This is a genomic window from Pseudoalteromonas sp. G4, from assembly GCF_028875915.1.
GTDB lineage: Bacteria > Pseudomonadota > Gammaproteobacteria > Enterobacterales > Alteromonadaceae > Pseudoalteromonas.
Window position 1 is genome coordinate 37706 of sequence record NZ_JAPEHW010000002.1, and the last position, 12776, is coordinate 50481.

10 protein-coding genes are annotated in these 12776 nt (G+C 37.4%); all 10 read left to right on the forward strand.

From position 1 onward, the window contains the following. The first annotated feature begins 3 nt into the window (after positions 1-3). The 10 genes from ON073_RS01280 (at position 4) to ON073_RS01325 (ending at position 12775) form a co-directional block, all read left to right on the forward strand. The gene (locus ON073_RS01280; RefSeq protein ID WP_274760052.1) at positions 4-738 is read left to right on the forward strand and encodes a WecB/TagA/CpsF family glycosyltransferase; all 735 of its coding nucleotides are present in this window, start codon (positions 4-6) and stop codon (positions 736-738) included. A 6-nt stretch (positions 739-744) separates the two neighbouring features. Further along, positions 745-1614 carry a glycosyltransferase family 2 protein gene (locus ON073_RS01285; protein WP_274760053.1) on the forward strand — a complete coding sequence of 290 codons (870 nt, stop codon included), beginning with the start codon at positions 745-747 and terminating at the stop codon, positions 1612-1614. 1328 nt (positions 1615-2942) lie between these two features. After that, positions 2943-4358 carry a mannose-1-phosphate guanylyltransferase/mannose-6-phosphate isomerase gene (locus tag ON073_RS01290; RefSeq protein WP_274760054.1) on the forward strand — a complete coding sequence of 472 codons (1416 nt, stop codon included), beginning with the start codon at positions 2943-2945 and terminating at the stop codon, positions 4356-4358. 5 nt (positions 4359-4363) lie between these two features. Continuing rightward, a complete protein-coding gene (locus tag ON073_RS01295) occupies positions 4364-5779 on the forward strand; it encodes a phosphomannomutase (protein ID WP_274760176.1) in 1416 nt (471 codons plus the stop codon). A gap of 243 nt (positions 5780-6022) precedes the next feature. Beyond that, the gene (locus ON073_RS01300) at positions 6023-7423 is read left to right on the forward strand and encodes an undecaprenyl-phosphate glucose phosphotransferase (RefSeq protein WP_274760055.1); all 1401 of its coding nucleotides are present in this window, start codon (positions 6023-6025) and stop codon (positions 7421-7423) included. Positions 7424-7439: 16 nt separating this feature from the next. Next, positions 7440-8627, forward strand: coding sequence for an outer membrane beta-barrel protein (locus ON073_RS01305; protein WP_274760056.1), 1188 nt, complete (start codon positions 7440-7442; stop codon positions 8625-8627). Positions 8628-8636: 9 nt separating this feature from the next. Continuing rightward, entirely contained in the window at positions 8637-9161 is a 525-nt protein-coding gene (locus tag ON073_RS01310; RefSeq protein WP_274760057.1) for a polysaccharide biosynthesis/export family protein, read from the forward strand. A gap of 9 nt (positions 9162-9170) precedes the next feature. Beyond that, complete coding sequence (locus ON073_RS01315) at positions 9171-11366, forward strand: GumC family protein (protein ID WP_274760058.1); 2196 nt, start codon at positions 9171-9173, stop codon at positions 11364-11366. Further along, positions 11367-12092: a tyrosine-protein phosphatase gene (locus ON073_RS01320; RefSeq protein ID WP_274760059.1), complete on the forward strand. Its 726-nt coding sequence runs from the start codon at positions 11367-11369 to the stop codon at positions 12090-12092. Beyond that, positions 12089-12775, forward strand: coding sequence for a VpsP family polysaccharide biosynthesis protein (locus ON073_RS01325; protein ID WP_274760060.1), 687 nt, complete (start codon positions 12089-12091; stop codon positions 12773-12775). The genes ON073_RS01320 and ON073_RS01325 overlap by 4 nt, the downstream gene beginning before the upstream one ends. Position 12776: the final 1 nt, after the last annotated feature.

Genomic DNA, 12776 nt, shown 5'->3' on the forward strand with positions numbered 1-12776 from the left:
TTAATGGTTGAAAAAACTGTTCTTGGATTGAAATACCATGTACTTGACCGGTTAGAAACAGTCCAGCATATATTCAATAACTTGGGTAAACAGAATGCTTTCGTGCGTTCAGATCTAAACGTTGGAACTGTAGTTTCCGCACAGGATGATCCGATCATTTCTGAGTATATTGCTGAATCGGATTTGGTAAATATTGATGGGATGGGAATTCTATTTTATCTAAAAATGAAAGGAGTGACGTTGGAACGCTACACAGGTGTAGATTTGTTTCAAGATATTTTAGAAAAATCGAATAGTGAAGGAAATAAAGTATTCCTTTTTGGCTCAAAGCCCGCAGTTTTAGAAGAAGCATGCCGAAATATAGAAAATAAGTATGGTGAGGTAATATCCGGCTATCACCATGGTTACTTAAACTTTAATTGTGAGAATGAATGTCGCCAAATTATTGAACAAATCAATTGTGCTAATGCTGACTTTCTGTTTATTGGAATAAAGTCACCTGAAAAAGAGTTGTTTATAAAAAAATATCGTGATCAACTTAAAGTTTCATGGATATTTGGGGTTGGTGGTGCGATTGATGTTGTCGCAGGGGAGGTTCAGCGAGCTCCTGATTGGATACAAAACATTGGATTTGAATGGCTCTACCGTGTTTATCAAGAGCCTAGAAGGATGTGGAAGCGATATTTAGTTTCTAATTCTAAATTTTTGGTACTTATTATTAAAAATCTTTTTAAGTAAATGTAGATGATGAATAATCCAATTTCGGTTGTAATCCCGTTATATAATAAAGAAGCTTATATTCGACGTGCGATTGAGTCAGTGATTTGTCAAACTTACCCAGCTACAGAAATTATAGTTGTTGATGATGGCTCAACAGATAGCTCAGCTATGATTATTGAGAGTGAGTACCCAAGTGTAAAATTGTTTAAACAAAAAAATGCCGGCGTATCAGCTGCTAGAAATAAAGGCCTATCAATTGCTACATCAAGTTTGGTTGCTTTTTTAGATGCTGATGACGAATTTTGTACTCAACATTTGCATCATCTAAATAACCTTTATTGCAAGTTCCCAAATTATGCACTCTTTGGTAATAGTTATTTGCAATTAAGTGAGCACTTAATAGAAAGCCAGCAAATTGATTATTCTGTTAGGAATTATGTATCTGAGTATCCACGTAATGGTGGATTGATTCATTCTAGTACTGCTCTAATTGATAAATCAAAGTTGGACAATTTAACCATCTTCCCTGAGGGAGTAAAAATGGGAGAAGATGTGTATGCTTGGGTAAAGTTATGCTCACTTGCAAATGGTAAAGTGCCTGTTTGTAGCTATGTTGGTGCGATATACCATGATGATACAATTGGTGCTATGAATTCTGGCCAAAGTAAGCCTTACCCTGAGGTTTTAAAAGCGCAAAGCCCTCTCCATACGCTGGATACAGAAATAACGGCTGGTTTTAAAAAGCATTTTCATGAGGATTACGTGAGGTCAGTGTATAAATATGGCACTCGTGTTGAGCTATTGCGAGCATTATTAAGAGTGAGAAAGTTGTATGTGATAAAGTTTTCATTGAAGTTTTTTCTTCCAATTTCAATTATTGAACGTTTCAAGTGAGTTAGTTTGTATTTAAAGCGAGTTTAGGATTTGCTATCCGTCACGTAAACTTCCCTGTAATTCTAGATAACTGGCTTTCCGATTTATATTTTTTTAAAATTTTCAGGGGACAAATACACAAAATGGCTGTACAGTCGGCTCAATTGTAAATTATGTTCAGCTTTAAATTAAACTGTAGACTTTAATAATGGAATAAAATCCAATTGTTGAGTTGTTAAATGACAAAAGTAACAAGCAGAATTTAAACAAGAAGTTGTGGCATCGGTAACTAAGCAATGTTCTAGCGTATCAAAGATAGCAGCGTCTATAGGTATTACTGATAAGTTGCTTCATAACATGTAAGCTATGGGTGGAAAAAGAGATACGAAAAAAGGCCTGCATCCTCCTGCTAAAGCAAACAAAATAACGTTCAAAACGATTAAGCAGTTATCTTTTCTATTCCCCGTGGTTAAGCTCTGAAAGACAATGTAAGTCAGTTTCAGCTCTTATTTCGTTTGGCTTAACTGCCCAGCAAAGGTAATCACCGCTGAGCAGTTTCAAAAGTTCCTTAGAGCCAAACTACTCCTTAAACAGAGTTCGAATAGCTTAGGTTATCGTAAAATTAGAAAGAAGTTACGCAAGGAGGTCTTTAACATTTGTGATTATGGTGTTCAAAAGATAATGACACCACTTGGTTTAATCTTAACTCTGCGAGTTGCATACCAAGAGGCAATTTAACGCAAACACAGTGTTGCTGATAATCAGTTTAAACAGTACCTTTTCTGTCGCCACAAATTAGGTTGTGCTAGTGATGTGGCATACCTTATAACTGGGGAAGGCTGGAAGTTTGTAACATCCGTTATGGATTTATATTCTCGTCGAATTGTTTGTTAGTATATTGAAAAACTAATGACTTTGTAAGCGAAACGGTAATTATAGCTCATAACTAACGGCAACCACCAAAAGCCTTGGTGAACCAGAGCGATTGAAGTTCAAAATATACCAGTAAGCACTATCGTAAATTTTTAGCCAACTATGGCATTAGGGCGAGTTTGGGTGATATTGGAGCATGTTGGGAAAATGCGGTTGTAGAAAGTTCTTTTGCAGCCTAAAACATGATTGCTTTCTGATAATACTGCAGCCAACACGTGAACATATGAGAAATGACATAGCAGCGTCTGTGGGATAGTACAACTTAAAACGACTTCATACAGCTAATGGTGAACTGTTGCCAGTAGAATATGTGCATAGCTCTTTCAAAAAATGTGCCCTAAATTAGCTGTGCAGAACAAAAGAGAATATTAAACAAAAAAGGGCATTAAATTTTTATCGTTTATTGAGAAAATATTATGATCTTACCTGTAATATTAGCTGGCGGAACAGGAACTCGTTTGTGGCCGCTATCACGTGGTAACTACCCAAAACAGTTTTTAGCGTTGCATGGTGATTTAACCATGCTACAGCAAACAATTAGTAGATTAGATGGTTTTGTACATAAGCCAGCGATGCTAATTTGTAATGAAGAACATCGTTTTATTGCTGCAGAACAAATTCGCCAATTGAATGTTGAACACAGCGGTATTTTTTTAGAGCCAGTTGGTCGCAATACGGCGCCTGCAATTGCGCTTGCTGCATTTAAAGCTGTTGAACAAGGTGAAGACCCATTACTACTAGTACTTGCAGCTGATCATGTTATTGAAGATCAAGCAGCATTTCAGCAAAGTATTAATAATGCTACATCGCTTGCTGAGCAAGGAAAATTAGTTACTTTTGGTATAGTAGGCGATAAACCAGAAACGGGTTATGGCTACATCAAACGCGGTGTTCAAATTGATAATAGCACTGCCTATGTTGTAGACTGCTTCGTCGAAAAGCCGAATATTGAGACTGCTAAAGAATATATGGGGTCAGGGGAATATTATTGGAATAGCGGTATGTTTATGTTTAAAGCAAGCCGTTACCTTGACGAGTTAAAAGCACATCGCCCCGATATTTATGATGCGTGTAAAAAAGCCATTTCGGTTCAAAGTAACGATATGGATTTTATTCGTGTAGATAAAGCTGCTTTTGAAGCATGCCCTGAAGATTCTATCGATTACGCTGTAATGGAAAAAACAAAGGATGCTGTCGTAATTCCAATGGATGCAGGCTGGAATGATGTAGGTGGTTTCTCAGCCCTTTGGGAAGTGTCAAATAAAGATAAAAACGGCAATGCACTGTTTGGTGATGTAAAAGCCGTTGATACAAAAAACACCTTAGTATTTGGCGATAAAAAATTAATTGCAACTGTTGGTGTTGAAGACCTAGTCATTATAAATACAAAAGATGCGGTGCTTGTTGCACACAAAGATAAATCGCAAGAAGTTAAACAAATTGTGAACCAACTTAAAGCTGAAGAACGCAGTGAAGTAACTTTCCACCGTGAAGTATATCGCCCGTGGGGTAAATATGATGTAGTTGATCAAGCATCACGCTTTAAAGTTAAACGGGTAACTGTTAAACCAGGTGCAAGGTTATCGGTACAAATGCACCACCACAGGGCTGAGCATTGGATTGTAGTATCGGGTACGGCAAAGGTGCAAATAGATGATACAGAGCAGTATGTTACTGAAAATGAGTCCTTTTACATTCCAATTAACGCAGTGCATGCCTTAGAAAATCCAGGCAAGGTTGATTTAGAGCTAATCGAAGTACAATCGGGCTCTTATTTAGGCGAAGACGATATTGTTCGTTTTGAAGACCGTTATGGTCGATTAGAAGGTTAAAAGTTATTCTTTCTACAAAACATATTATTGAAAACTCTGGCGTTGCATTTGGAACCAGTGGTGCACGTGGTCTCGTGTCAGACTTTACACCCGAAGTCTGTGCGGCATTTGCAATATCATTTGCATCTGTATTACAAAAAGAAGCCCCAGTTATAACAATTGCTGTTGCAATCGATAATCGCCCCAGCAGTTATCAAATGGCACAAGCCATTTGTGCTGGTTTAGCACAGCTGTGTATTACAGCAGAGTTTTATGGCGTTATACCAACACCTGCATTGGCATTTTATGCAATGCAGCACACTATGCCATGCATTATGGTCACAGGCAGTCATATTCCATTTGACCGAAATGGCCTTAAATTTTATCGTCCCAAAGGTGAAATCACAAAAACGGATGAAACCGCAATTTTATCCGCTTCTGTAAATTTAGAACCTATAGAATCTTTACCAGAGCTTACCGAATTATCCGATGCTAAAAGTACCTATATTCAGCGAAATACAGAAGCATTTAGCCCAGATACTTTAACAGGTAAACGTATTGGTATTTACGAACATTCAAGTGCAGGGCGTGATATATATAAGTCTATTTTTGAGGCGCTCGGTGCTACCGTTATTTCACTAGGGCGTAGTGACGAGTTTGTACCAATTGATACAGAAGCAGTATCTGAAGATGATAAACAAAAAGCACGTGAATGGGTAAAGTTACATCAACTTAATGCGCTTTTTTCAACCGATGGCGATGGTGACCGTCCACTGTTATCAGATGAAAATGGTGAATGGCTTCGTGGTGATGTTTTAGGGTTGTTATGCTCAAAAATACTTGGTATTGAGTCACTTGCTACACCTGTAAGTTGCAATACTGCAATTGAAAAGAGCGGTCTTTTTAAACATGTAGCGCGTACTAAAATTGGCTCGCCTTATGTTATCGCTGAATTTGACTGGATGAGTGCAAAATACAAAAGCGTTGCTGGCTTTGAAGCAAATGGGGGTTATATACTTGCAAGTGAGGTGAGTTTTAATGACAAAATCATTAAACCATTGCCTACTAGAGATGCCGTTTTGCCTGTAATTGCTGTTCTTAGCCAAATAAAATCCAACACTGTTCAAGCACTAGTTAAAGCATTGCCTAAACGTTTCACCGCAAGTGATCGCATTAAAAACTTTGCAAGGGAAAAGAGCCTAGCGTTAATCAGCTCAATTAGTAAAGAGCCAGCAACGTGGTTAGAAAAACTGCAATTATCTAGTGAGCTAGGTTTAATTGATGAAACAGATGGCTACAGAATGACGTTCGCAAATAGTCATATTGTGCATTTGCGCCCATCAGGCAATGCACCTGAACTTAGATGTTATGTTGAAACCGACTCAGAAGTAACATCTGAACAAGTTGTTTCTACTGTTTTAAAGTCAATTTCTTTACTGTAAAAAAATTAAGCCACTTTTAACTGTAGCATAAGAGTGGCTTAATCTTAAGTGTACGTTGTAGCGTTATTTTTGTGTAATAAGCTGTAATGGCTTTTTATCTTCGAATATATAATATTCTGTTACCATAATTATTGGTTATAAAAAAATACTACCTTTTAGGTTGTTTTCATTTTTTTTTAATATCAATTTGCATATAATAGTGCGCTTATTCTAATGGTATAAATTAATCTACATGGAGGTAGGGTGAATCCTTCCCGCACATTTAAGTCATCGAGTAATTCTGGTGCAAACATTTACCGTGCTACTGATTTAATTGTATTGGTGTCAACGTTATTCGTTGCAGGTATGGTTTATGGTGTAAAAATATCCCAGGGCTATTTAGTTACACTTGGTATTGTGCTGGTGGCATTCCTTTACACTGCAGAGCTTTTTAATTTATATCGTTCGTGGCGTGCAGGTAAATTCAGAGAGATGGCTGTTAGCACGTGGTCATGCTTAATTATTGCTTTTGCATTACTTTTTTTAGTTGCTTTTTTATTTAAGTTTTCAGAGCAACTTTCTCGCGCAACTCTAATTTTATGGTTTGCATTTAGCTTTGTTGGGTTGTTTTTAAGCCGCTTTTGTGTACGCGCTTATAAGAAAAACCGCCGCCGTTTAGGGCTAAGTACTAAAAAGGTGGCAATTATTGGCGCTACCGAAGCGGGTGCAAATTTATTTAAACAAATCATTAAGCACGACGAACTAGGTTATGACTTTGTTGGCTTTTATGAAGACAGAAAGCCAGAGCGCCTTTTTGAAGATTTGCATTTTCATGTAGAAGGTGAAATAGACAGCGCTGTCACCAAGGCGAAAGAGGGTGAAATAGACGTACTATTTATTGCCTTACCCTTTAAAGCTGAAAAACGCATTGCAGATATTTTAGTTAAACTAGGCAATAGTACGGTCGATGTGCATTTTATTCCTGATTTTTTATTATCAAACCTCATCCATGCACGTATAGAACATGTGGGAGACCTAGATACCTTAAGTGTGTTTGAGTCACCTTACCTTGGTGTACGTGAGTTTATTAAACGAACAGAAGACATCATTGTAGGTTTACTTATTTTAATGTTGATTTCACCACTACTACTTTTAGTTGCTTTAGGCGTTAAGTTAACCTCTAAAGGGCCGGTATTATTTAAGCAAGACCGCTACGGCCTTGGCGGCGAAAAAATACGGGTTTGGAAATTCCGTTCAATGACTGTGATGGAAAACAGCGATGTTGTTACTCAAGCAACAAAAGGGGATGCACGTATTACCAAGTTTGGTGCCTTTTTACGCCGCACCAGTTTAGATGAATTACCGCAATTTTTTAATGTAATAACTGGCCAAATGTCAATTGTAGGGCCACGGCCACATGCGGTATCACACAACGAAGAGTATCGCCAAAAAGTAGAGTTTTATATGCTGCGCCATAAGGTTAAACCAGGTATCACCGGTTGGGCCCAAATTAATGGTTGGCGCGGTGAAACCGACACGCTTGAAAAAATGGAAAAGCGCGTTGAGTACGATTTATTTTATATCAAACACTGGACATTATGGTTTGATATAAAAATTATATTTTTGACGTTTTTTAAAGGTTTTGTAGGCAAAAATGCTTACTAATAAAAGGGATAGCAAAATGAAAAAAAGCATGACAGCTAGCGTGCTTGCATTAGTAGCTTCAAGTACTGTGTTTGCTCAAAGTGAGCCTGGTAATTTTAAAACAGAATCTGGTTTTGTGGTAACGCCATTATTAGAGATGGGTTTAAAACAAGACGATAATATTTACAATCAACCTTCAAATGAAACCAGTAGCGCTATTTTCACTGTTGATCCTTCAATTAATTTTTTACTAGAAGATGGTGTAAATCGCTATTCCGTTGATGTAGGTGCGTTCTCAGGTTTTTATGCTGAAGATTCAACAGATAATTACTTTGATGGTTTTATTGCATTAAACTCTCATTTAGAGCAAAGCTCTCGCAGCCGATTTGATCTAAATGCACGTGCTAATTGGACAACGGAGCCAAGAGGTACAGGTTTAAGTGAAGGTCAGGGTGATTCAATTGATGAACCGGTTCGCTATGCAGACCAAACACTTGAAGCAAAATATGAGTATGGTGCTAAAAGCGCATTTGGACGTGTAGCTGCACGTGTTAAATATTACAATAAAGAATATTTAAACTTTACCAATGTTACGCAATTTAGGGATATTGACCAGCTTTTAGTAGGCGGTAAATTTATTTACAACACAAAAGCCGGAAGTGATGCATTTATTGAGTTAACCCACGAAGATATCAACTATAAAAATGAACAGGTAAATGTTTCTACCCGTGACTCAAAAGACATGCGTGCACTTGTGGGTTTTGAATGGGAAGCCACAGCACTTACAACTGGCTCGGCAAAAGTGGGTTATCAGAAAAAAGAATTTGATGATACTACTCGTGGCAGTTTTGATGGTTTAAGCTGGGAAGCAAGTGTTGCTTGGGCACCACTTACGTATTCAAGTTTTGATTTTACAACATCGCAAGCTGCAGTAGACCCACTTACTGAAGGTAACTACATTGAACAGCGTGTGTTCGATCTAGGTTGGAACCACAATTGGAGCGAATTATTCTCATCACGTGTTAGTTTAAATTACATGGATGAAGAATACGTTGGTGTTACCCGAAATGATGAAACACTTGGTTTTGTTTTATCAGCAGATTATCAATTATTACGCTGGCTTAATGTGGGTGTATTTGCTGAGCTTTCACAAAAAGATTCTACAACTGAAAATCTAAATTATGATAAGAACACCTTTGGTGTTAATGCTCGCTTATCAATGTAAGAGGTTATAATGACAAGGCTTTTAATTAGCCTGTTCCTATTATCTATGTTCATCCTGCCTGCTAAATTAGTCGCGCAGGATGATTATATTTTAGGCCCAGGTGATAAAATTTTAATTCAAGTATATGGCGAAGACGACTTAACTGTAGAGTCGTTACTTGGTAATAGTGGTCAAATTAATTACCCGTTTTTAGGTGAATTAAATGTTTCAGGTTTAACAGTTAAACAAATTGAAGATTTAGTACGTAACGGCCTAAAAGGTGATTACTTAATTAACCCAAATGTGTTTGCTCAAGTGGTTGAACACCGCCCTTTTTATATCCATGGTGAAGTTAAAAAGCCAGGTGCGTACCCTTATAACCCAGGCATGACAATTAACCAAGCAATTGCATTAGCAGGTGGTTTAACTGAGCGTGCTTCTGAAGAAAAAATATTTCTTTATAAAGAAGGAAATAACAGCGAACAGTCTAAAGTAAATTTAGATACCAAAGTAGCTGCAGGGGATACAATTAAAATAGAACAGCGGTTTTTCTAGGGTTGTTTAATGGAACAAAATATTCAAAACCAGCAAGAAGAAATCATCGATTTAAAACAGTATTTTGCAGTTATTAATAAGGCAAAGTGGCGTTTGCTCACATTCGCTTTTTTTATGACTATTTTTGCGGTAATCGTCGTATTAAAGATAACGCCAACATATAAGGCTACAGCAACATTACTAATCGAAGCGCAAGAAGCGAAAGCGGTCAGTTTTGAAGAGGTTTATGGCCTCGACTCATCAAAAAAAGAGTATTACTTAACGCAGTTCGAAATTCTTAAGTCGAATACAATTGCAAAGCAAGTTATTGAAAAGCTAAATTTAGCCGAACATCCTGAGTTTAATAAGCCACCGTCTTTCACAAGTGAGCTTAAAAAAGACATTAAAGCCGCCATTCCTTTTTTACCTAAAAAAGAAAAAGTGCTGTTGTCAGATGAAGAGCTCGCGGAAAAACGAATGCTTGCTTTAGTGCAAGCGTTTTCAACACGCCTTTCTATTTCACCTATTCGTAAAACGCAAATGGTTAATATTTCATTTGAATCAGAAGATCCAAAGTTAGCAGCACTTGTGGCTAATACCGTGGGTGAAGTTTATATCGAAAACCACATGAATGCTAAAATGGGCATTACGCAAAAAGCAGCAGGCTGGTTAACTGATAGACTTTCAGATTTACGAATTAAGCTAGATAAATCAGAAGCAAACTTACAAGCATACCGTGAACAAGAGAATTTGATTGATGTTGAAGGTGTTGTAGGGCTTATTAAAAGAGAGCTTGAGCAAACATCACAGCAGCTTGTGGTTTCACGTAACGACCAAAATAAACTTGAAAGTATCACCCGTGTTATCGCCGAATATGGTAAATCTGATTATGAAAGGCTTGAAAGCATCCCTGAAATCACCTCGCACAAAGTGATTCAAGATGTGAAACGCGAAGTTATTTTGGCAGAGCGAAAGGTAAGTGAGCTTGCTGAAGTATACGGCCCTAAACACCCAAAAATGATTGCAGCGAATGCGGAACTTGCCACAGTTAAAGCCAATTTAACTAAGCAGGTAAAAGCACTCGTAACAGGTATTGAAAAAGAAATGCGCACCGCTAATGCGAATGTTATTGCCCTTGAGCAAGATTTAGAGCGTATTCGTAGTCAGTATCAAAAAATCACTCGTAAAGAAACTGAATATCACAAGCTTAAGCGTGAAGTTGAAACAAACCGCAATATTTATGATGCGTTTTTATCTCGTTCTAAAGAAACTGAAGTCACCAGCGATTTTAATTCGGCTGTGGCACGCTTTACAGACCGTGCTTATGCACCGTCACTACCAGTTAAACCTAAAAAAGGCTTAATTATTGCGCTTGTATTTGTAGCAAGTTTAGGTTTCGGTGTAGTACTGGCATTTGTGTTTGAAGCACTTAACGATACGGTTAAGTCGTCAAGTGATATTGAAAATAAACTAACACAGCGAATGCTTGGTTTATTGCCACTTCAAGTTTTAAAGAAGAAAGAGAAATTGGATTCGCATATTTTCTTTAATGAAGAAGCGAAGCAATTTTCAGAAGCGGTACGAACATTTAGAACAGGCTTTATTTTAAGCCAAATGGACAAGCCAAATAAAATTATTGAGGTGACCTCGTCTGTTCCAGGTGAAGGTAAAACAACAACTTCTAGCAACCTTGCATTTTCGCTTGCTCAAATGGAAAAAGTGCTTTTAATTGATGCAGATATGCGTAAACCTAGTTTATGCCGTCGTTTTAATATTCCAGCATACCATCCTGGGTTGGCGAATTTTATTGCTGGCACAGAGAAGTTTGAAGATTGCCTTTATACCGATGAAAAATCTGGTCTAACGATTATGCCTTGTGGACAAGTGCCACCAAATCCACTTGAGCTTTTAGCGAGTAAACGATTTGGTAAAATGCTTGAAGAGCTTCGTACTAGGTTTGATAAAATCGTAATTGATACTGCACCTACACAAGCCGTGAGTGACTCTTTAGTTATTTCACAACATGCTGATTCAGTTATTTATGTAGTGAAAGCTGACAGTACACGCATGGGTATGGTAAAAACAGGTTTAGGCCGATTAATTGAAGCTAAAGCCAATATTGCTGGTGTAGTATTAAACCAAGTAGATTTGAAAAAAGCTGATAGCTACGGGAGCTATCATGGGTACTATGACTATTATGGCTATGGTGAGGAAACAAAATCTTAGATGGTAGATATTCATAGTCATTTAATTCCTAATATTGATGATGGTGCAAGAGACAAAGCGGAAGCTTTGTCTCTTTTGCGTATGGCAGTAGATGAAGGTGTAACCCGTATGGTGCTGACACCACATTTTCACATAGGTCGTTTTGACAATTCTAAGACAGCCATTTTTGAGTCTTTTTTTGAATTAAAGCTAGCGGCAGCAAAGCAGAACATACCGATTGAGCTTGCCGTAGCTGCAGAAGTAAGAATTGATGCCGAACTACTTTATTTATTTGAACAAGGACGCATCCCGTTTATTGGTTCTTACAATAATAATAAAATTGTTTTATTAGAATTACCTCATTCACATTTTCCGCCAGGCGCTGATAAGTTAATTAAATGGATGGTCGGGCATAGTATAACTCCTTTGATTGCACACCCCGAGCGCAATCGCGACATTCAAAAACATCCAGAGCTAGCGAATAAGCTAAAGCGGCTAGGGTGCTTGCTACAAGTAACCTCTGCAAGTATTGTGGGTGACTTCGGAACTAGAGCTCAGGATTTATCAGAATATTTATTAGTTAATAAACTGGTAGATGTTGTAGCTAGCGATGCTCACAATGTTAAAAGGCGCCCACCTAAACTTCGCGAAGCATATAACAAAGTGGCAAGTGAGTTTGCACCAGAATATGCAGAAGAACTATTTTGTATCACGCCTAAACAATTGACTGAAAGCTTATTTATATGATTGTTAGATACTCGCTAATATTTGGTTTGACCTTATTCACATGCTTACTAGTATTTACGTATTTTGAAAAAGGCATGGGAAATGCTTTTTTTATGCAAGCTGATTATTCGCTTAAAGAATGGCGAAAAGAGGGTAAAGTTGAGAACAAGCAAGAATACTTACAAGCACTTGAGAGTATAAATAAAGCGATACAATATGACGCTAATAATCCCCATTATTACAATTCAAAAGCAACCATTTTAGATTGGGGAATTACTTCAGGCTTTGAACACTCCGAGATAAACAGTGAAATAGAGGCGCTTTATCATTCCTCTATTATGTTAAGAGCGCACTGGCCAATTACGTGGGTTGAGCTTGCTGCGACGCATAGTTATTCAAATGGTGTTGACGAGAAAACACTGCAATACATTGATAATGCCTTTAAATATGGGCCTTTTGATCAAGATGTTATTCGTATTTCGCTAAATATATTCTTATCAAATTGGAATTCATTAGAGCCAAGTATAAAAAATAGGTTTTACCAAACGTTAGCGTTAGCTTCAAAAAATGTAACGCTTTTTAGCAAGGTGCTTAACCACGCCAAACAAAATAACAAAGAAGGTTTGGTTTGCTTACAAATAAAGTTCAACAAGGTTTATAAAAAATATAAAGACTCACGATTAGATAAACAGTTTTGTAGTTGAA

What these genes read in the sequence shown, in the direction of transcription:
- ON073_RS01325 (WP_274760060.1), top strand. Translation starts at nt 12,089, where the DNA reads ATGATTGTTAGATACTCGCTAATATTTGGTTTGACCTTATTCACATGC.
- ON073_RS01285 (WP_274760053.1), top strand. Translation starts at nt 745, where the DNA reads ATGATGAATAATCCAATTTCGGTTGTAATCCCGTTATATAATAAAGAA.
- ON073_RS01305 (WP_274760056.1), top strand. Translation starts at nt 7,440, where the DNA reads ATGAAAAAAAGCATGACAGCTAGCGTGCTTGCATTAGTAGCTTCAAGT.
- ON073_RS01290 (WP_274760054.1), top strand. Translation starts at nt 2,943, where the DNA reads ATGATCTTACCTGTAATATTAGCTGGCGGAACAGGAACTCGTTTGTGG.
- ON073_RS01320 (WP_274760059.1), top strand. Translation starts at nt 11,367, where the DNA reads ATGGTAGATATTCATAGTCATTTAATTCCTAATATTGATGATGGTGCA.
- ON073_RS01315 (WP_274760058.1), top strand. Translation starts at nt 9,171, where the DNA reads ATGGAACAAAATATTCAAAACCAGCAAGAAGAAATCATCGATTTAAAA.
- ON073_RS01280 (WP_274760052.1), top strand. Translation starts at nt 4, where the DNA reads ATGGTTGAAAAAACTGTTCTTGGATTGAAATACCATGTACTTGACCGG.
- ON073_RS01310 (WP_274760057.1), top strand. Translation starts at nt 8,637, where the DNA reads ATGACAAGGCTTTTAATTAGCCTGTTCCTATTATCTATGTTCATCCTG.